This is a genomic window from Chryseobacterium sp. AC417 (assembly GCF_979258215.1).
Map to the genome: position 1 here is coordinate 2,002,620 of NZ_OZ409845.1, position 20,960 is coordinate 2,023,579.

General features: G+C 34.9%; 21 protein-coding genes. 15 read left to right on the forward strand and 6 right to left on the reverse strand.

Going from position 1 to position 20,960, the window contains the following annotated elements:
* Positions 1-221: 221 nt before the first annotated feature.
* The 3 genes from ACZZ9T_RS09690 (at position 222) to gldG (ending at position 3,266) form a co-directional block, all read left to right on the forward strand.
* Positions 222-773, forward strand: a complete 552-nt coding sequence (locus ACZZ9T_RS09690) for a CopD family protein (RefSeq protein ID WP_463441914.1) — start codon at positions 222-224, stop codon at positions 771-773.
* A 91-nt stretch (positions 774-864) separates the two neighbouring features.
* A complete protein-coding gene (locus tag ACZZ9T_RS09695) occupies positions 865-1,593 on the forward strand; it encodes an ABC transporter permease (RefSeq protein ID WP_463441915.1) in 729 nt (242 codons plus the stop codon).
* Positions 1,594-1,598: 5 nt separating this feature from the next.
* Positions 1,599-3,266, forward strand: coding sequence for a gliding motility-associated ABC transporter substrate-binding protein GldG (gene gldG, locus ACZZ9T_RS09700; protein ID WP_463441916.1), 1,668 nt, complete (start codon positions 1,599-1,601; stop codon positions 3,264-3,266).
* 447 nt (positions 3,267-3,713) lie between these two features.
* On the opposite strand, the gene ACZZ9T_RS09705 is transcribed toward gldG, so the two are convergent.
* Together ACZZ9T_RS09705 and ACZZ9T_RS09710 are read right to left on the reverse strand one after the other, a co-directional pair.
* Positions 3,714-4,808, reverse strand: a complete 1,095-nt coding sequence (locus ACZZ9T_RS09705) for a hypothetical protein (RefSeq protein ID WP_463441917.1) — start codon at positions 4,806-4,808, stop codon at positions 3,714-3,716.
* Between the two features lie 49 nt (positions 4,809-4,857).
* A complete protein-coding gene (locus ACZZ9T_RS09710) occupies positions 4,858-5,898 on the reverse strand; it encodes a tetratricopeptide repeat protein (protein WP_463441918.1) in 1,041 nt (346 codons plus the stop codon).
* Between the two features lie 426 nt (positions 5,899-6,324).
* Here ACZZ9T_RS09710 and ACZZ9T_RS09715 point away from each other — a divergent pair, with 426 nt between their 5' ends.
* The gene (locus ACZZ9T_RS09715; RefSeq protein ID WP_463441919.1) at positions 6,325-7,002 is read left to right on the forward strand and encodes a YceI family protein; all 678 of its coding nucleotides are present in this window, start codon (positions 6,325-6,327) and stop codon (positions 7,000-7,002) included.
* Positions 7,003-7,152: 150 nt separating this feature from the next.
* On the opposite strand, the gene ACZZ9T_RS09720 is transcribed toward ACZZ9T_RS09715, so the two are convergent.
* From ACZZ9T_RS09720 to ACZZ9T_RS09730, 3 genes are all read right to left on the reverse strand, one after another.
* Positions 7,153-7,890, reverse strand: a complete 738-nt coding sequence (locus ACZZ9T_RS09720) for an SDR family oxidoreductase (RefSeq protein WP_463441920.1) — start codon at positions 7,888-7,890, stop codon at positions 7,153-7,155.
* A 152-nt stretch (positions 7,891-8,042) separates the two neighbouring features.
* Positions 8,043-8,615, reverse strand: a complete 573-nt coding sequence (locus ACZZ9T_RS09725) for a Crp/Fnr family transcriptional regulator (RefSeq protein ID WP_463431658.1) — start codon at positions 8,613-8,615, stop codon at positions 8,043-8,045.
* Positions 8,616-8,814: 199 nt separating this feature from the next.
* The gene (locus ACZZ9T_RS09730; RefSeq protein ID WP_463441921.1) at positions 8,815-9,243 is read right to left on the reverse strand and encodes a DUF4268 domain-containing protein; all 429 of its coding nucleotides are present in this window, start codon (positions 9,241-9,243) and stop codon (positions 8,815-8,817) included.
* A gap of 129 nt (positions 9,244-9,372) precedes the next feature.
* Here ACZZ9T_RS09730 and ACZZ9T_RS09735 point away from each other — a divergent pair, with 129 nt between their 5' ends.
* From ACZZ9T_RS09735 to ACZZ9T_RS09760, 6 genes are all read left to right on the forward strand, one after another.
* Complete coding sequence (locus ACZZ9T_RS09735; protein ID WP_463441922.1) at positions 9,373-9,780, forward strand: RrF2 family transcriptional regulator; 408 nt, start codon at positions 9,373-9,375, stop codon at positions 9,778-9,780.
* Positions 9,781-9,868: 88 nt separating this feature from the next.
* A complete protein-coding gene (locus ACZZ9T_RS09740; protein WP_463441923.1) occupies positions 9,869-10,561 on the forward strand; it encodes a phosphoadenylyl-sulfate reductase in 693 nt (230 codons plus the stop codon).
* Between the two features lie 13 nt (positions 10,562-10,574).
* Positions 10,575-11,483 (forward strand): sulfate adenylyltransferase subunit CysD, encoded by a 909-nt coding sequence (gene cysD / locus ACZZ9T_RS09745; RefSeq protein WP_463441924.1) that lies wholly within the window; start codon positions 10,575-10,577, stop codon positions 11,481-11,483.
* A gap of 51 nt (positions 11,484-11,534) precedes the next feature.
* Positions 11,535-12,776, forward strand: a complete 1,242-nt coding sequence (locus tag ACZZ9T_RS09750) for a sulfate adenylyltransferase subunit 1 (protein ID WP_463441925.1) — start codon at positions 11,535-11,537, stop codon at positions 12,774-12,776.
* A gap of 70 nt (positions 12,777-12,846) precedes the next feature.
* Entirely contained in the window at positions 12,847-13,662 is an 816-nt protein-coding gene (locus ACZZ9T_RS09755) for a sulfite exporter TauE/SafE family protein (protein ID WP_463441926.1), read from the forward strand.
* An 84-nt stretch (positions 13,663-13,746) separates the two neighbouring features.
* Entirely contained in the window at positions 13,747-14,037 is a 291-nt protein-coding gene (locus ACZZ9T_RS09760; RefSeq protein WP_463441927.1) for a putative quinol monooxygenase, read from the forward strand.
* A gap of 76 nt (positions 14,038-14,113) precedes the next feature.
* Here ACZZ9T_RS09760 and ACZZ9T_RS09765 read toward each other — a convergent pair whose 3' ends face one another.
* On the reverse strand, positions 14,114-14,911 hold the full coding sequence (locus ACZZ9T_RS09765; RefSeq protein WP_463441928.1) for a choice-of-anchor J domain-containing protein: 798 nt from the start codon (positions 14,909-14,911) through the stop codon (positions 14,114-14,116).
* 95 nt (positions 14,912-15,006) lie between these two features.
* Here ACZZ9T_RS09765 and ACZZ9T_RS09770 point away from each other — a divergent pair, with 95 nt between their 5' ends.
* Genes ACZZ9T_RS09770 through ACZZ9T_RS09790 form a run of 5 tightly spaced genes read left to right on the forward strand, consistent with a single transcriptional unit; the run spans position 15,007 to position 20,950 of the window.
* A complete protein-coding gene (locus tag ACZZ9T_RS09770; RefSeq protein WP_463441929.1) occupies positions 15,007-17,145 on the forward strand; it encodes a TonB-dependent receptor plug domain-containing protein in 2,139 nt (712 codons plus the stop codon).
* A 5-nt stretch (positions 17,146-17,150) separates the two neighbouring features.
* A complete protein-coding gene (locus ACZZ9T_RS09775; protein WP_463441930.1) occupies positions 17,151-18,251 on the forward strand; it encodes an HmuY family protein in 1,101 nt (366 codons plus the stop codon).
* Between the two features lie 23 nt (positions 18,252-18,274).
* The gene (locus ACZZ9T_RS09780) at positions 18,275-19,153 is read left to right on the forward strand and encodes a heme/hemin ABC transporter substrate-binding protein (RefSeq protein ID WP_463441931.1); all 879 of its coding nucleotides are present in this window, start codon (positions 18,275-18,277) and stop codon (positions 19,151-19,153) included.
* Positions 19,137-20,177, forward strand: coding sequence for a FecCD family ABC transporter permease (locus tag ACZZ9T_RS09785; RefSeq protein ID WP_463441932.1), 1,041 nt, complete (start codon positions 19,137-19,139; stop codon positions 20,175-20,177). Before ACZZ9T_RS09780 ends, ACZZ9T_RS09785 begins: the two co-directional genes overlap by 17 nt.
* A complete protein-coding gene (locus ACZZ9T_RS09790) occupies positions 20,177-20,950 on the forward strand; it encodes a heme ABC transporter ATP-binding protein (RefSeq protein WP_463441933.1) in 774 nt (257 codons plus the stop codon). Before ACZZ9T_RS09785 ends, ACZZ9T_RS09790 begins: the two co-directional genes overlap by 1 nt.
* Positions 20,951-20,960 lie beyond the last annotated feature (10 nt).

Genomic DNA, 20,960 nt, shown 5'->3' on the forward strand with positions numbered 1-20,960 from the left:
ATATAGAAATTCTGTTTTTTTTTTAAATCCTTACTTTATGCTTTTAAGAAATATAAAATGCTGATGTAAGAATCAATAAAATTTCTTTTCAGAATTAAATACTCCAAATTTTACCGTTGATTTCCGAAAAATATTCAATTAATTTTTGATTTCGCATTTCTAACGGGTTTTAATAAAAAATTCACTGGCAAAATCGTTATCTTTGCACACAAATTTTTAAGATGCTGTATACCATCATCAAGGCGTTGCATATTATTTTTATGGTCAGTTATTTTGCGGGAATTTTTTATCTCGTAAGAATTTTTGTGTACTATAAAGATACAGATGCTTTTGCCGAGGAGAAAAAGAAAATACTCAGAGAACAATACATTTTCATGGCAAGAAGATTATGGAATATCATCACCGTTCCGGCAGGAGTTATTATGACAGTCTGCGGTTTAATCATGATTTTTCTTAATCCTGCATTAATGAAAATGCCCTGGCTTCATTTAAAATTAACTTTTTTAGTAGGTTTGGCATTTTTTCATTATTGGGCCTGGAAAAAATTAAATTTAATTAAAAAGCTGGACGGCGAAACTTTGCAGACTTCAAATGTGAAGCTGAGACAAATCAACGAAATAGCGACTTTCATTTTATTTTTAGTTGTATTTACCGTGATTTTAAAATCTTCCGTTATTGAATATTGGTGGCAATTAATCACAGGATTTTTCGTTTTGGTATTTTTGATTATGATGACCGTGAAACTGGTGAATAAGAATAAGAAAAATAAATAAAGTTATAAGTTATGAATGATGAGTTATTAGTTGATACGTTGACGAATAACATGAACTCATAACCTAAAACTCATAATTAATAACTAAAAACATGATTGCAATTTTTAAAAAAGAGCTTTGGAGTTATTTCGGAAACTGGAGTGCGTGGGTGATCATTGCTGCTTTCAGTCTGATAACGACTTTGTTCCTGTTTTTTTTCGAGAACGAGTCTAATATTTTCGACATCGGTTTGGCTTCCTTACAAAGCTATTTCGTTTTGGTGCCTTGGTTATTGATGTTTATCATTCCCGCATTGTCGATGAAAACTTTTGCGGAAGAACAGCAGACCGGAACCTTAAACTGGTTGTTTTCTCAGCCACTGAAAGTTTCAGAATTGGTTTTCGGGAAGTTCTTATCTGTTTGGGTAGTCGGAATTTTATGTCTGATTCCTTCACTGATTTATCTGTACACCGTTTATGTTTTAGGCGTTCCGGAAGGAAATATTGATTTGGGAATGACTTTCGGAAGTTATTTTGGATTAATTGTGTTGATTGCAGCATTTTCCGGAGTGGGAATTTTAGCATCATCACTTTCTCAAAACCAAATCATGGCTTATCTTCTCGGAGTTTTTATGGGCTTCCTCATGTATTTCGGAATTGAACAGTTGGCGAGTTATAAATTATTGGGTGGAGCAGATTTTATCCTTCAGAATATTGGTTTTTACCAGCACTTTATGGGCTTCACAAGAGGCTTAATTGATTTTGAAGATGTTGCCTATTTTGTATTTATCATCGGTCTTACCTTAGCGTTGTCCAATCATTTTATTAATAAAAAGAAGTAAAAAACATGAAGAAGATATCCCTTACATCTCCATTCGGAATTTTACTGTTTGTAGTTTTACCTTTAAGCATCATTTTGATGTTTTCAGGAATTCGGTTGGATTTAACCAAAGAGAAAAGATACACCCTCTCAGAAAGTACGATCAAAGTTTTAGAATCGATCAAAAAACCAGTGACGGTAGATGTTTATCTGGAAGGAGATTTTCCGGCAAGCTTTAAGCAGCTGCAGAGCGAAACAAAATTTATGCTCGAAGAATTCAGAAAGATCAATCCTAAAATAGATTTTAAATTCATCGATCCCATCAAAACCAAAATGTCTCAGGACACTTTGATGGCGATGGGAATGCAACCGTCCATTCTTCCGGACATAAAGGATGGGAAAGTTTCGCAAATCACTTTGTTCCCTTACGCAGTGGTAAAGCAAGGTCAAAACGGAGCTTCGATTCCTTTGGTAGTACAGCAGGCAAATATTAATGCAGATGAACAATTAAGAAAATCGATTGAAAATTTAGAATACAATCTGGTTTCCAATATCAAAGCCGTTGCGACCAAACAAAGAAAAAAAGTCGGAATTTTGGTCAATCAGGACGAGCTGAGACCTGAAGAATTTCAGGGTTTTATGAATCTGGCTTTAGAAAGTTATGATGCAGGACCAATCATTCCGAAAAATAATGTGGAACTGACTTTAGCAGATTTACCTTTATTAAAGCAAATGAGTGCTTTGGTTATTGCAAAACCGAGAAAAGCATTTACAGACGGTGAAAAAGTTATACTAGATCAGTACATCATGAACGGTGGAAAAACGCTTTGGATGATTGATGCCGTGAATGCCGAAATGGATACTTTGACGAGATCTAAAAAAGTAATGCCGTTCCCTGTTGATATCAACATGACCGATTTCTTTTTTAATTATGGTTTAAGAATCAATCCTGCTTTGGTGAAAGATGTGAAAAAATTTGCTCTTCTTAAATTGGTGACCGGTGAAGTAGGAGGAAATCCTCAATATACGAGTCTTCCATGGCCTTATTTCCCGTTGGGAATTGCTGAAAACAACAATCCGATTACAAAAAATATTAATCCGGTAAAATTTGAATTTCCAACTTCCATCGATACTTTAGGCGGAAAGAAATTTAAAACCCATGTTCTTTTTGAGTCAAGCGAAAAAACTTTATTGAAACAGGTTCCGAATTATGTGGAACTGAGCGAAATTGCCAGTGTCGACAGCCTCGGACAAATGGAAAAACCAAGCACACCAAAGATTTTTGCAGTTGCTCTGGAAGGCAAATTTTCTTCAGCTTATGCTTCAAGAATTCAAAGACAGTCTTATCCAGGTTTTAAGGCAACAAGTCCTGAAAATAAAATGATCGTAATTGCAGACGGTGATATTGGGAGAAATAAAGTAATGAAAGGTGAACCGCTTCCTCTGGGTGTTGATATGCTGACTGATGAACAGTTCGGTAACGAACAGTTTCTTAGAAATGCCTTAGATTATCTTCTCGATGACAGCAACCTGATGGAACTCAGAAACCGAAACATAGAAGAACGTCTTCTCGACCGACATAGAATCAGTGAAGAAAAAACAAACTGGCAATGGTTTAATTTGTTGCTTCCTTTAGCGATTATCGGACTTTTAGGAGGTTTATTCTTCTGGCTAAGAAAGAAGAAATTTGGATAAAATATGAAAAGAGAAACCGCGAGGTTTCTCTTTTTCTTTGTTTAATTACTTTAAATAAATTTTAAAAATATTTATGTGTTTTTTGATTTTAGATCAATGTTATTTTTTGATCTGCATTAATTTGATTTCTTAATATGTAAAATATGATTGTTGAATGGGCGATGGTGATGACAAGATAGATAATGCTATAATGATGAATAAGTTTAGTATTATAGGGTTAAATTCTAAACAGCAGCATAGGCCTTTTTAAATCAATAAATTTTAGATTTTAGATTATTGAACAAAAGTATGTACTTGTTTTATTAAATTCTGATGATATAACAACAAGTGTTTTAACGTGAAATTTCTCTTTTAATTTTGGAACTTATTATTAATAATAGTAATTACTGAAGGCGTATTTGTTATAAATCGACAAAAGATTATAATTTGAGTACGCTTTTAATAGCTTTATTTTATTCTATTTATTTCAGTTGCAGTTTGAAAACCACCAATGGCTTCCAGTACTTCGTCTTGATTTAATTTTTCAGTCCAACCTTTTTTAGTAAGTTCATTTCTCACTTCATCTTCTGTTTTTCCTTTCACGAAATGATAATAAGTAAAATCCACGACTTCTACGGGAACTCTTTCAATGACATATTTTGTCCAAACTGTAATAATTTTAAGATAAATAAAAAGTCCTGTCAAACCAAGTTGTATAATCCAGCTTACTATTAAACCAATCCCGCCTGTATTCATATTTTGTATTGTAAAACCCTGCGAAAATCTTAAATTGATAAATTCCCAAAATCCAATTCTTTCGTAATCATATTTGTTTAAAATTATTTCGTACTGAAAATACTGGTTTGACAGATAAGTCAAGATTATCATGGCAACTAATATATACTGCAATCTGCTGAAGTTTGTAAAATTTGAAAATTTAATTAAATATTTCATTGCAAAGCTAATTGCAGTTGCGACTAAAAACTCAAATAAGAACAAGAAATATAGCCCTTTGACTGAAATAGACGCTAATATAAAACCAAGAATTAAAGAAATTATCAAGCCGCCAACAATTGGTATTGCAATATTTGGGATTTTTGCTTGCTTTGGCTTTGGTAATGTTTCGGGAATTACATAGTCGTCCAAATTATTTTTTCTTTCTATTTCCTTTTCAAGTTCTTTTAATGATTGTTGGTCAAATGTTTTTAAGGTTTCTTCAAATGCATAAATAAATAATTTTACACGTTTTGAATTTTTTCCAATATCCCATATTTCATTCCCCAAACTCTGACTTTTAACAACAATATTACCATTTGCATAACTTGCTGTGATGGCTTCTGTCCAGCGCTCAACACCTAAACTTTCTTCTTTTCGTTTTGCTTCTATGGAGCTTTCTTCTACATATACTATATCCCAAACCAGTTTTTCGATTGTTTTTTCAGCAATAGCAATAAAAAAAAATTTATTCACACTTGTTCTAAATTCTTCTTTATACTTGGGAGAGTAATGTACGCTATGCTTCCTCTTTATTGTCTTTTCGTAATTTTTAAAAATTTCGTCCATTCTTGTCCTATGTTAGTTTTTGTATGCGTAAGCTATTCAGCATAGTATTTTATTTCCAGACATAGTTATCAGACCAAGTGTAAAAATCTTTAATCTTTTGGCTGTTATCTTCGTGATATTTGGTAACATCTTCCGTTTGTTTGGGCAGAAATATTATATAGGCAAACGTTTCTGTCAATTTTTTCTTTTCCATTTCTATAAAGTAAGGAGCAACAAATTCCCAATAAAACCCTTTTTGTCCTTTTTTCATTTCATTCATCGATCTGCATATTGGGTCAAATTTGTCAATAAATTTCTGTACTTCCGTTTTATCTTTGTTTTTATCATCAAAATCCAGTGCTGCCGACATCGATAACACCATATCTGTCGAAGAAAAGTTATTGGCAATTTTTTTCTCACCTGCTGCCAAATCTACGGTTGAAGGATCAATGTTTAAATTGATTGATTTGTCATCATTCTGAGTTATTCCCTCCATCATCAGATCAAGGATAGAGTTTAAATTACCTTTGGCACGTTGAGATTTGTTGTCTAAAACTAAATATCTAGACGATGCCAAAATAGAAGGAATTCTCTTTTCTCTGTTCAGTGCAGCCAAAGCATTCCAAGAACCCGGATGGTTTGGTTTAAGTTTTACAGAATTTTGAAATGATTCTAAAGCTTTTTCGATCTGTTTTGCGTTAACTAAAGAAATCGCTTTGTTAAAGTGAAGCTGGTAATAATCCGGATATTTTTTCAAACCCTGATCATAGATTTTTAGCGCTATTTCCGATTTTTTTTGATGATCTAAAGAATTGGCGTAGGTAACGTATGTGTTTTTGATATCTTCATTAGGATAAAGGCTGATGATGTGTTTGCTCACTTCAATCGCCTCATCATATTTTTTTGAAGATTCCAGCGTCATTGCTTTTTCTGAAAGTGCAATGAGATTGTCTTTGTCCAAAGTGAGTGCTTCGTCATATCTTATGAGAGCTTCATCGTATTTGCCTTCGTCATGAAGTGCGACCCCTTCGTGCACTTTAATTGTTGCCGCATTTTTGTTTTGCGAAATTCCTAAAATCGGAAAAAAGATCAGTAACCAGAGATTTTTCATTTTTATTAGTTTTTTAAATTGATTCAAAGGTATTAATTAAAAAGGTAAAGCATAATAGCTGTGTCGCTGATGTATAAAATTAATACAGTTATCATTAGAAGGCAGAAGTCTTTTCATTTTTTCTGAATCAACTGTACATTCTGATGCAGCTTATATAATTTTCAAATATAAAAAAAAGCGTCCTTTAAAATCACTCACGCAAGATAAAGACTTTAATGAATTTATTGTTATGTCCTAAGTTGGGAAGGCCAAATCTATTTTGAAAAACAAATATTCCTTTTAATAATATTTTTTCATTTTCTTATCCTATGATAATGATTGAAATCATAAATTTTTCCGAGGTTTGCATAGTCAAATAATAAAACGGTATTTTTGCTTTTTAGTAAAGCAATACTTAATCAATAACAAAATTAAATTTTTAAAAAAATGAAAAAAATCAGTGTAATCGCTTTAGCAGGAATGGGTTTGCTTCTGGCATCTTGTGGAGATAAAAAGGCAGAAACTGTAGCAGCAGGACAAGAACAGACTGTAGCTCAAAAACAGGGATCTGTATTTGCAGTAGATGCAGCAGCTTCTAAAGTAAACTGGAAAGCTTTCCATAAAGGAGGTATGGCTCCACGTTGGGGAACTCTTGCAATCACTTCAGGTGAATTATCTGTTGATAACAGCCAATTGACTTCAGGTGAATTTGTTATCAATATGAAATCGATCAAAGTAGATCCTGCTTCTGTAACTGAAAAGGATAAAAAATATACAGATCTTGAAGGTCATTTGAAGAATGAAGATTTCTTTAACGTTGAAAAATTTCCTACTGCTGATTTTAAAATCACTAAAGTTGAAGATCTTGCTGCTGCAGGAACAGACGCTGTACCGGGTGCCAACAAAACAGTAAGCGGAAACCTTACTTTATTAGGAAAAACAATGAATGTTTCTTTCCCTGCAAAAGTAGATGTTGTTGATAAATCTGCAAATGTTGCTGCTAAATTTACAGTAAACCGTGCTGACTGGGGAATTAAATTCGGAACTTCTGAAGCTGACCCTGCAGAATGGATGATTAGTAAAGATATCGAAATCGCTATCGACGTGAAAGCTGCTCAGAAATAATCAGCTTATAAAAATACATAAGAAAAACATCTGCCTTGGCGGATGTTTTTTTGTTTTGAATCTGAAACTTATATTGTTCTTAAAAATATCTTCAGGAAATGGTAATAAAAGAGAAACCAGAGTCTCTCTTAATTTTATCAAAATATTTTTCTACCACGGACTGATTCCTATTTCGTCTTCGATATCATTGCTGAAAAACTGTCCGGTTGGTGCGTTTTCATCCGTTAAAGTATGTTTGACAATGAAATCAGCTGCACTTTCCACAGAACCAGGACCGCTGTGATGATTGAAATCTGTAGCGGTGTAACCAGGATCAATAACATTTACTTTGAAAGGTAAATCTTTTAATTCATAGGCTAAAACGATGGTATAGGCGTTTAAAGCAGATTTTGAAGGACCGTAAGCCGCAGTTTTCACCTGATAATATTTCCAGTTGGGATCGCTGTGTAAGGTTTGTGAGCCTAATCCTGAAGTAATATTGCTGATTCTCGGACTTTCAGATTTTTTAAGCAAATCTAAAAATGCCTGGGTAACACTGATAACTCCAAAAAAATTGGTTTCAAAAACATTCTTAATGTCATCCACAGAAACTTCTGCTGCCGTTTGAAGGTTTGTTCCCAGAATTCCTGCATTGTTGATCAGGATATCCAGTTTTCCCTGTTCGCTTTCCACAATATTTTTTGCTGACGAAATGGATTCAGGATTGGTAACATCAATCTCAATCGCTTTGATGTTTTGAAATCCCTGCCCGGAAAGTTCTTCTGCGATGGCTTCACCTTTTGCGAGATCACGGCTTCCTAAATAAATGAATAATCCTTTTTGTGAAAGTTGTTTTGCGGTTTCAAGCCCAATACTTCTGTTGGCTCCTGTAATTAATACTGTATTCATTTTTTTGTTTTTTTAATTTGAACAGTACAAAGTTGCCTTGTTTCATAATAATATCATTTGCCATTTGGCAAAAAGCGTTTTTTTTGATTAAAAGATTTAAATTAAACAGCGAATCTATAAACTTCCAGCCTCGAGCATCCAAATTCAAGCCTCTACAGACTGATATTCTTCCTGATTCGGCTTAAAGAAGATTGGGTAATTCCCAAATAAGATGCAATAAAGGACAGCGGAATACGGTTGACCACATTCGGATAAATTTCCAGAAACTTCAGATAGCGTGTTTTGGCATCTTCAGAAACCAGAGGACTTCTTCTCTCCACTTTCTGCATCAAAGCTCTGGAGATGATTTTGTGAACAATAGCATCCCAACCCACAATGGTTTGTAGGAGTTCGAGCCAGTCTTTTCTTTGAAAAACAATCAGCTTACAGTCTGTAACGGCTTGCACATAGGCTATTGAGGGAAGTTCATTGTCGAAACTTTCGAGGTCTACAACAAGATTATTCTCTTCAATAAAATATTTGGTGATTTCTTCTCCTTTATTATCGTAATAGCAAACCCTCAGAATTCCGTCTGTAATGAAGCCAACTTGTTTTGCAATTTTTCCTGCCTCAGAAAAATACCCATCTTTTGAAATGGTAATTTCTGTTGCTTTACTTTTGATAAAATCTATTTGTTGCTGGTTAAGATTTCCAAATCTTAGAATATAATCAAATAATTCTTTCATGGGTACAATTTAGGTAAAGCAATTTTTGTGGATTTGTCATTTGGTAAAAAATAACAGTTATGATTGTTTTGAAATTATTTAGTTTTGATTTTATTTTTCTTAGTGAAAAGTAGTTTTGCTTTCCTGTAAATAAAAACAGGAAGTTTAAAAAAAAATAATTCCAATAAGATTTCTGCAATAATTTCAAGAATCATAATTATCAAACATCTTTTATAAAATCCTCATACTCATAATAAAACCTCTCAAAGCAATCCATCTTGTCTACAAAAAATTCAAAAATTTGTTGCCATGAGTTTTTATTGAATACTGAAACTCCCTCTTTTTCAACCCAGATTCTGCTGATGATTTTTCCGTTTTCCAAAGGATAAAATTCTTCTTTTTGAAATTCTCCAATATAATCTTTCAGAATATCTTCGAGTGACCAGATCTTATTATAATAGGCATCTCTGTAGACTTCATCTTTCATTTCTATATCTAAAGAAACCTCCGCTTTTTTGTTGTCAGCATTAAATTTAAATGAAAAATCCTTTACTTTTGTATCATACAAAATCCATTTTCTCGGGAACGACTTACCAAATGCCGTCCAAAATTCTTGCTTAAGTTGTTGTGCTTCCTGTTTACTGAACATAAAAGCAAATTTAGCGAATTTGGTTATAAGTCAAAGGCAGTTTTAATATCCTATTATGATTCAACTTCAATTTCCTAACTTTCTGCTTAATCATTATACAATTCAAACTATTTTCTTACTTTTGTTGCAATGCTGTCAAAAAAATCTCAATATGCTTTTAAGGCACTTTCATATCTTGTAGAAAAGAGAAATGAAGGGCCGGTTTTAATCTCCGAAATCGCCGAGTACAAGAAAATTCCGTTGAAGTTTCTTGAAAATATTTTATTAGAATTAAAAAAGGCAGATATTCTCGACAGTAAAAAAGGTAAAGGCGGAGGTTATTTTCTCAAAGAACTTCCGGAAAAAGTAAATTTAGCAAGAATCATCCGTCTTGTAAATGGTCCTATTGCCATGCTTCCATGTGTAAGTCTTAATTTTTACGAAAAATGTGAAAACTGCAACGAAGATCATTGCAGCCTGCATGATGTTTTGATAGAAGTTAGGGATGCTTCACTTAAAATTTTAGACCAAAAAACTTTATTGGATTTGATTGATTAATCTGATCCTTTTTTTTGATTTATAAGTCTACTTATTTGGTAGGATAATAATTTTATTAGATATTTGCACAACTTCAAATGGATAAACCATGATTTTAAAAGAAGATGCAGATAGACTAGAACAGCTTTCACCAAAGGATGGATTGCAATTTATTTCAGAAAAGTTCTCGGATGGAGTGGTCTTTTCAACATCGCTTGGTCAGGAAGATCAGGTGATTACCGATCTTATTTTTCGCAATCAGCTACCTTTCAAAGTCTTTACTTTAGATACCGGAAGACTGTTTTATGAGCATTACGATTTACTTTCGCAAAACAATTCAAGATATAAAACCAAAACAGAAGTCTACTTTCCGGAAGCATCAGATGTAGAAAATTATGTCAATACCAAAGGCATCAATGCTTTTTACCATTCTGTGGAAAACAGGAAAGAATGTTGCTTTATCCGAAAGGTGAAACCTCTGAACAGAGCACTGGAAAATGCAAAAGTCTGGATCACTGGTCTTCGTACGGAGCAATCTGAAAATCGTGAAAATATGCCGATCATCGAGTGGGATGAAGGCAGACAGCTTTGGAAATACAACCCTTTGATTAATTGGACGTACAGAGAAGTTTTAGATTACCTGGAACGAAATAATGTACAGGAATTATCTCTGCACAAAAAAGGATTCATCAGCGTTGGCTGTCAGCCTTGTACAAGAGCAATCGAAGAAAATGAAAACCCACGCGCCGGGAGATGGTGGTGGGAAAGTTCACAAAAAGAATGCGGTCTGCATACACACTAACAAAAAATTCTCAATGAGCACATATACATTAAACTATCTGGAACAGTTGGAAGCGGAAAGCATCTACATTATGCGTGAAATCGCAGCACAGTTTGAAAAGCCTGCATTGCTTTTCAGTGGCGGAAAAGATTCTATAACGCTGGTTCATTTAGCCATAAAGGCATTTGCACCTATGAAGATTCCTTTTCCTTTGGTGCATATTGATACTGGACACAACTTTCCGGAAGCTTTGCAATTCAGAGATTATTTAGCAGAAAATTTAGGAGTAGAGTTGATCGTGAGAAAGGTGGAAGATACCATTAAAACTAAAAATTTAACCGAACCGAAAGGTAAATTTGCCTCAAGAAACTGGTTGCAAACCCATACTTTATTAGATACAATTGAAGAATTTCAGTTTGATGCGTGTATTGGAGGGGCAAGAAGAGATGAAGAAAAAGCCAGAGCCAAGGAGCGATTTTTTTCCGTTCGTGATGAGTTCGGGCAATGGGATCCGAAACTTCAGCGTCCCGAATTGTGGAACATCTACAACGGGAGAATCAATAAAGGTGAAAATGTAAGAGTTTTCCCAATATCCAACTGGACGGAGCTTGATGTCTGGAATTACATTAAAAAAGAAAATATTCAGCTTCCATCCATTTATTTTGCACATCAAAGAGATGTAATTGAATTTGATGGAAATCTTATAGCTGTTTCAGATTTTATTCAGATTGATGAAAATGATACCATTCAGAATAAAAAAGTCCGGTACAGAACCGTTGGTGATATGACGTGTACTGCCGCCGTAGAAAGCTCTGCCGAAACTTTGGATGATGTGGTAAGAGAAATTACAGCTTCTAAAATCTCTGAACGTGGCGAAACGAGAATTGATGATAAAGTGACTGAAGCCGCAATGGAAGACCGTAAAAAAAGTGGATATTTTTAGGCAATAAGCTTTTAAATAATTTATCATTCATCACTTATAACTAAATTAATTGTGGACATATTAAGATTTATAACAGCAGGAAGCGTAGACGACGGAAAGAGTACATTAATTGGAAGACTGCTCTACGACAGCAAAAATATATTGATTGATCAGCTTGAAGCTTTGGAAAAACAGTCAAAAAATAAAAATGAAAACGGAATCGATCTCGCCATCCTTACGGACGGTTTGAGGGCAGAACGAGAGCAGGGAATTACGATTGATGTGGCTTACCGGTATTTTTCTACTCCGAAAAGAAAATTTATCATCGCTGATGCTCCCGGACATATTCAGTATACAAGAAATATGATCACCGGAGCTTCAAATTCGCAGCTGATCGTGATTCTGATTGATGCAAGACAAGGCGTCATAGAGCAGACCAAAAGACATTCTATCATCGCTTCATTGTTGAAAATGAAAAATGTGGTGGTTGCCATCAATAAAATGGATTTGGTAAATTATTCTGAAGAAATTTACGATAATATAAAAGCGCAGTACGATTTGGTAGCACAAAAATTAGGATTGGAAAATGTTGAATATTTTCCTATTTCAGCTTTTTATGGTGACAATATCGTAGAACAGTCTGAAAGAATGAGCTGGTATAAAGGCTTACCATTATTAGATTATCTGGAGAACGTGGAAATTAATGAAAGCAAAAATTCGGAAAATCCCAGATTTCAGGTGCAGTACGTTATCCGTCCTCAAACTGAAGAATTGCATGATTATCGTGGATATGCCGGAGAAGTGATCTCGGGAGTTTACAAAAAAGGCGATGAGGTTACTGTTCTTCCACAAAATATTCTGACGAGAATTTCAAAAATAGAAACCGGAGGAAAGGAAGTCGATCTTGTGTTTACCAATCAGCCTGCAGTTTTACACATTGAAGATGATATTGACATCAGTAGAGGTGATTTTATTGTGAAAACTGACCAACACCCAAAAGTAGAAAATGAGTTTGAAGCAATCGTCTGTTGGCTGGATAAAAAAGAACTGAATGAAGGAAATAAATATTTTATTCAGCATAAAAGCAAAACATTGAAGGCAATCATCAAAGAAATTGAGTATACAATTGATGTGAATACTTTAGAAAAAAATCAGGTTACAGAAAGCATAAAATTAAATGAAGTCGTAAAACTGCGATTGAAAACTTCTTCACCTTTGGTTTTTGATAGTTTTGAAGATAGCCAATCTACCGGAAATGCAATTTTGATTGATGAAACAAGTAATTCTACCGTTGCAGCGGTGATGATTTTGTAGCATGATCATCTCGCGCAAAATTCAGATCAGGCTAAATGTGCTTATTATAACGGTCATTATTTTGGCTGTTATGATGTTTTTATTCTATCAACTGGGATATTTGGATGAGGTTCAGGTAATCTTAGCAAAAGATCATTATATTTTTTATTGGATGCTTTTGGTGGGGATTTTTGCAGAGGTTGTCGCAGGTTCTATGGGAATGGGATATGGTGTGATCTGTACCACAACACTTTTGTTTTTGAATATTCCGCCACCTATTGTAAGTGCAAGTATACATTCTGCGGAGAGTTTCACAACAGCTGCAGGAAGTATAAGCCATATTAAACTTAAAAATGTAAGCAAAAGTCTGGTAATAAAATTAGCAATTCCTGCAGTTTTTGGAGCTGTAATCGGAGCTTTATGCCTTACTTTTTTGGGTGAATATTATTCGAAAATCACCAAAACTATTATAGCTTTTTATACTTTATATCTTGGTTTTAAGATTTTATCAAATGCTTTTAATCCTAAAAAAGACAAAACTTTAAAAAAGAAAACCAACCTTACCCGTTTGGGTGCAATTGGCGGTTTTATAGATTCTTTTGCGGGTGGCGGTTGGGGACCTTTGGTTACAGGAACGCTCATTAAAAATTCATTTACACCAAGATTTGCAGTGGGAAGTTCTACTGTTGCAAAATTCATTTTAACGGCTACAGCAGCAGTTACTTTTTTCTTTACTCTGGGAATTCAGCATTGGAACATCATTCTCGGTCTTCTGATTGGCGGAATTATTACTGCACCTTTTTCAGCCATGCTTACATCAAAATTACCCGTGAAAAAAATGTTTATCGTCATAGGCACTTTGGTAATTGTGATGAGCTCGATTACGATTTATAAATCTATTTTTTAGTTTAGATAAATTTTATAAATATTTTAAGATTTCGACAATAGTTCAGCTTCAAAAATTTTACATTTACAGCCTAAAAATTAAAGCATGAATTTACATATTGTGGCACTTTTCAAATTTAACGAAAGTTACCTGATGGAAGCAGTTGATCTTTTTCAGAAATTGGTAAGAGAAACCAGAAAGGAAGAAGGATGTCTGCAATACGAATTGATTGAAGACAATGAGCAGAAAGGAACTTTTTTCTTAATTGAATTATGGGAAAGCACAGAACACCACAACCGTCACAACGGTACAGATCATCTTTTTGAGTTCAGAAATAATGCCTCAAAAATTCTTACAGAAACTATTCAGGTTTACAAAGGTTTCAGGATTTATTAATTTAGCTAGAAGCCAAAAAATGCAAAAGGCAGTTTCACCTTGATGAGACTGCCTTTTTAGAAAAAATAGAAAGTATTTATTTTTTAATGAATTTCGATTTTACAACCGTTCCTTCATTGGTTTCAATTAAAATATAGTATACACCCGTTTGAAGTGTAGTGATATCAAATTGCTTATTTTTCGGCTTTCCTTCTGTGATTTTTGCTCCGGTTGCAGCATAAATCTGTACGTTTTTTGGTTCAGATTTTCCCGTAAACTGTAAAGCCGTATTTTCATTATTAACGGCAAATTTAATTTCTTCAGTCGGTTTCAGATAATCCGAAACACCTAAAGATCCTGTAGGTAAATATTGGAAATCATCAAATTCCAACGCTGTATGCGGAGCGACGTGACCTGTAAATTTTATGGCTAAATAAGTAGAAGCAGAATTGGGTACAACCACATTAATGGTTTGGAATGTATCTCCTGTCAACATCGTTGGTGCGCCTAATGCTACAAATGTCGACATATCTGAAGGATTAGAAACCAGACCAGCCTGAATCATTCCAGGAGCTGAGGTGGTGTTTTTTCTTGCTTTAAATGTAAGCGTTTTGTCACCGGTAGGTGCTACAATTTGAGGACTCACTACATATGATGGTGAATTCATATTTCCTCCTGAGTAAGATTGTAAAAATCGGTTGGCTCCGTCTACAACAACCAACATCATTGGTCCCGGATTTCCTGTTGCTGCAGGTAAAACGGTTGTCCATCCGTTACTTGGGAATGCTGCCGGTCCCGGTGTAAAAGCATTGAATGTTTCGTTTAATGTAGCTACCTGTGCATTTGCTGATAAGGCAGAAAAAACTAAAGCTCCTAAAAGTAGTTTTATTTTCATGACGTTATTTTTATTTAGAATTATTCTACAAAACTAATAAAATTATTTTTAACTATTCTAAATAAAGCATATATTTGTCAAAAATATTTGAGTTTATGAAGAAGAAAGTGCTTTCTGTGGTATCATTATCAGCTCTTTTTTGGATCAATGCACAGGAAAGAGATTCTCTTAGTCTGAAAAAGATCGATGAAGTCGTGATCACCGGACAGTATACACAACAGTCTGTTAACAAATCTATTTACAAAGTAGAGGTAATAGATGCAGCACAAATTAAAAATATGGCTGTAACCAATGCAGCTGAAGTTCTTAATCAAAATCTGAATATTTTAGTGGAACCCAATTCCGGAAGTGGCGATTCTAATGCCAATATTTTAGGACTAAACGGACAATACACAAAAGTTCTCATCGATAATATACCTGTCGTAAGCGATCAGGGAATGGGAAATCTGGTAGATCTTACCAAAATAAATGTTAATAATATTGAAAGAATTGAGATAGTAAAAGGCTCAATGGGTGTAGAATATGGGAATAATGCAGTAGCCGGAGTGATCAACATCATTACCAAAAAAAGCTATGCAAAAAAGTTCAGTGCTCAGATCAGTTTACAGGAAGAGACTGTAAACAAAGATTATGACTGGTTTAAAAAAGGGGAAGGCAGACATGTTCAGACTTTAAACTTAGGATACAAAGTTTCAGATCATTGGTCTTTAACAGCAGATATTAATCATAATGACTTTCAGGGATATAAGGGCAATCTGAGAGGTTATCAATATTTAAACAAAGGTGATGAGAAGCTGAGAGGAAATGAATGGCTGCCAAAAGATCAGTTAACTACCAATGCAGCAGTACGCTATTCTAAAGGAAATACTTCATTTTTTTATAAAATAAATTTTCTTACAGAGACTATTAATTTTTATGATAACAGCTTAACAGATTTACCACTAGGAAACGGCAACAGAACTTACACGGCAAACGATGTTGATTATTTTACCAAACGATGGATTCATCAGTTGAATCTTCAGACAAAAATTGGTGCAAGGATTAACTATAACGGTGATTTTTCTTATCAGACTCAGGAAAGAATATCTCAAAAGTATCAATACGATGTTCCCAACAGACAGATCCTTTCAAAAGAAGATAAATCTACCTTTTACAATTCGAAAATATTTTATTCCCGTGGAATGTTCAGCAATTTCCTTGATAACGATAAAATTAATTTTCAGTTAGGCTACGAACTCGATCATACAAGCGGATATGCCGCCGCATCAACTTTTGAATCTAATAATAACGGAATCAATATTGAAAGAACCATTTTCAATTACGCTAATTTCTTATCTGCAGAATGGAGAATGACTGATCAGTTTTCAATTCGCCCCGGTGTGAGATTAGCTTTAAGTGATCAGTTTGATTCTCAATATAATTATTCCTTAACTGCAAAATACAATACTTCGGAAAAATCTGATTTGCGTGCTGTTTTCGGTTCTGCCAACAGATTTCCAACATACGATGAGCTCTATACTTATGTGGTTGATAATAACCACGACATACGGGGAAATGAAAATTTAAATCCGGAAAAAGGTTATTCTGCAGGTTTATTCTGGGATTACAATACAACAACATCTTCAGCCTGGAAATTCAGTTTAAATCTTTCAGGAATGTATCTCGATGTAAAAAATCGTATTGAAAATGTGATTGTCAACAATCAGCCTCTGAGATTTACTTACCTCAATGTAGATAATTATAGATCAACGGTTTTCGGGGGTGGGATCAGTCTCAGAAAAAATAATTTCTCGCTTAACACAGGAGTTTCGGTTTTGGGAATTTCACAAAGTATAAGTACAGGAAATGCAGTTTCTCCGGATGATTACAACTATTATGCAGAAGCCAATCTTGGAGCCAACTATACTTTAGAAAAAACCAAAACACTTTTTGCGCTGTACTACAAATATACTGGCAAACGTAAACAATACACTCACAAAGCTTCTGTAAACCCTGGAGTGGATCCCGGAGAATATGTTTTAGGAGAAATTGATGGGTTCAATATGATGAATTTTACAGTGAGCCAGCCGTTTTTTAATAATCATTTAGAAGTAAGTACAGGTGTTAAAAATATATTTGATGTCTCTACCATCAGAAATACCGTGCTTTCAGGTGATGGTCATTCCGCTGCCAACGACAATCAGAATCTTTTTTACGGCAGAAGTTATTTCGTAAGATTAAACTATAATTTTTAAATAAAATGAAAAAAATACTATTCTGTCTTCTGGTGGGGACTTCTTTCATTTCGCAGTCCTGTATCAATGATCGTGAAGATCCTATAGCGGTTCCGCCCATTGAAGGTAAAACTGTAGAGCCTTCTGTGGGAGGTGGCGCACAACCCAATCAGGTTTGGATTGACCTGAGTGAAGTTGATGCTGATGGAAATCCTAAACAGACCTTCAACAAAAGAACAGATTGGGATCTTGCATTATATTCAGGAAACGAATTTAAAGTTGTTCTTAATTCTTCCATTGCGATGGGAGCAGGAAAAGTTCCTAATGCAACCGACTTATCTCAGGTGAATGAGATCAGTACATCGGCTTTGATGACTCAGGTGCAGGTAGCAAACTACAATCCTTCGAATGTTATTTATGTGGATGCCGTAACAGGCAATTTTCCTTCTGCGGCAACGGCAATTGGTGAAGTGAAAGCAAATGATGCTGAAAACGGAATTTACATCGTCAATATGGGAAAAGATATTTATACAGGAACGGTTCCTACAGGTTCTGCGCTTACGGGTGGTGATAACAGAGGATGGATGAAAATTCAGGTGACAAGATATGGTGATGGTTACAGAATCAGGTATGCTGAGCTCAATTCTACGACAATTAAAGAAGCAATTATCACTAAAAATGACTCTTACAACTTTAAATTTTTCAGTCTTAAAAACAACAAAGAAGTTAGCATTCAACCGGAAAAGAAAAAATGGGATATCTCATTCACGGTCTTTACAAATCTGATTGACGGAGCCGGAAGTTATGTATACGCAGATTTCGTTACCCACAACATTATGGGAGGTGCTGCTGCGTACGAAGTAAAAGTGACTGCACCAACTACAGGTGTTGAAACTTATAATCAGTTTAAAACTTCAGATATAGATCAGTCGAAATTTGTTTACAATGATCAGAGAACGATTGGCGGAAATTGGCGGGTAGCAGGACCGGGAGGATCTTCTGTCAACAACAGTGTTTTCTACATTATAAAAGATGCCAACGGATATTATTTTAAATTAAAATTCATGCGGCTTACCAGTCCGGAAGGAGAACGTGGGAAACCACAATTTGAATTCAAACCTTTATAGAAATAATCAAATAATAATTAAACATGAAAAAATTCATTCTTGCAGCTTCTGTTCTTATGGCAGTACATTCTTGCACAAAAGAAACTGCAAAACCTACAGAAAACGGTACTGAAGTTTCCTCTGAAACTCCAAAAACCAACCATAAAATCGTTTCGCTAAGCGGTGGAATTACAGAAATTGTAAGTGCATTGGGTCACGACAGCGAAATCGTAGCAACAGATGTTACAAGTACTTATCCTGAAACTTTAAAAGCTACCGCTAAAGATTTAGGTCACGTAAGATCAATGACGATCGAGCCGATTATGGCAGTTTCTCCAACATTGATTTTGGCTTCTGAAAAAGATATCAATCCGGAGTTATTAGGAAAAATTAAAGCTTCAGGAATTAAATCTGAATTATTTAAACAGGAATTTTCTGTAGCAGGAACCAAAAAACTGATCGCTGATGTTGCAAAAGCTGTCGGAAATACTGATTATCAGAAATTAAATGATAAGATTGATGCAGATTTAAAGCAAATTCAGCCCATTGCAAAAAAACCAAAGGTATTATTCATCTACGCCAGAGGAAATATGATGATGGTTTCTGGTAAAAATACACCGATGGCTGCGCTAATTGGTCTTGCAGGAGGAGAAAATGCGATCAATGATTTCGAAGATTTCAAACCATTGACTCCGGAAGCGGTAGTAAAAGCAAATCCTGATGTTTTATTCTTCTTCTCAACGGGTCTACAGGGTTCTGGCGGAAACGAAGGAGCTTTAAAAATGCCCGGAGTTTCTCAGACAAATGCGGGTAAAAACAAGAAGATTATCGCAATGGACGGAGGTTTGGTTTCCGGTTTCGGTCCTAGATTAGGCGAGGCTGCAGTTGCATTAAATAAACTTTTAATTGAAAGCACAAAATAAATTATATTTTTATTTCACAATAAGTGTCATTTTGCTCGTGATACTGGCAATTGTGGCACTTTATATTGGGGTTTATGACTTTAATGGGATTTCCCCTTTTACAGTTTTAAACCAAATGATCATGGGTGATCCAAATTTAGCTTTAAGCGACAAATATGTGATTTGGGATGTACGTGCAGCCAGAATTATCATGGCAATTTTGATAGGAAGTATGCTTGCAGTTTCCGGAACAAGTTTGCAGGGTTTATTTAAAAATCCTTTGGCAACGGGTGAATCGATAGGTTTAACTTCTGGTGCAACCTTATTGGCAGCCATTGCAATTGTACTCGGCGGACATTTTAAGGAATATCTTCCAGAGGCGATTCAATTTTCACTTACCGGTATTTCAGCTTTTTTAGGAGCTTTGTTGGCAATGATGTTGGTGTACAGAATTTCCACGAGCAGTGGTAAAACTAACGTGGTCATGATGTTGCTGAGTGGGGTAGCGATTACATCAATCGGTTTTTCAGTCACAGGATTTTTGATTTATATTTCAAAAGACGAACAGTTGAGAGATTTAACGTTTTGGAATATGGGAAGTCTTGCCGCCGCAACCTGGATGAAAAATATTGTTTTAGGGGTGGTAATGATCATTTCATACCTCATTTTACTGCCAAAAGGAAAAGCTCTAAACGCAATGATGTTGGGCGAAAGAGATGCACAGCATTTAGGAATAAATGTAGAAAAATTAAAAAAACAGATCATCATCATCACCTCTTTAATGGTAGGAACTTGTGTGGCATTTTCCGGAACAATTGGTTTTGTCGGTCTTATTGTCCCGTATATTTTAAGGCTTTTATTTAAGTCAAACTACACGTTTATTCTGCCTTTATCAGCGGTTTTGGGAAGTATTTTACTTCTCATTGCAGACACCGTTAGCAGAAGTATTGTGGCACCCTCAGAATTGCCGATTGGTATTTTAACTTCACTTATTGGCGGACCCATTTTCATTGCTATTTTAATTAAATTTAAAAAATCACTCTGATGGTAAAGGCGAATAAAATCAATTACAAGCATAAAGATTTTTTTATTCTTAATGAAGTTGATATCACTTTAGGATATGGCGAATTTTTAGTGATTGTAGGACCCAACGGAGCCGGAAAGTCAAGTTTATTGAGTGTCTTGGCTCATGAAGTGCAGCAAGGCAAACAGAAAATTTTATTTAAAGATAAAGATATTTCTGATTGGGAAGTTCGGGAATTATCAATGCACAAAGCCAAATTTTCTCAACACAATTCCAATGAAATTCCTTTGCAGGTAAAAGATGTTGTGATGATGGGGCGCTATCCGTACTTCGATTCTCAGCCAGGAAAAGAAGATTTCGAAGCGATGAATAAGCACTTGTACGAAACCGATGTGTATCACTTAAAAGAAAGAGATTACAATACTCTGTCCGGTGGTGAAAAACAACGTGTCCATCTTTCAAGAGTAATGGCTCAGGTGGAAAACAAAATTGAAAAAAAGTTGGTTTTTCTGGATGAGCCTTTAAATAATCTGGATGTCAAACATCAGTACAAAGCTTTAGAAATCATTAAAAAATTTACACAAAAAGAAAACTCTGCAATAGTTGTGTTGCATGATTTGAATTTGGCAGCACAGTTTGCAGACAAAATTGTATTAATGAAATCGGGAAAAGTTTCTGCTTACGGAACGCCGGAAGAGGTGTTTACTTCAGAAAATATTACGCAGGCTTACAATTTTCCATGTACGATTTGTCCGCATCCCACTAACGCAAATCCCATGATTATTTTTGGATAATCTGGAGAAA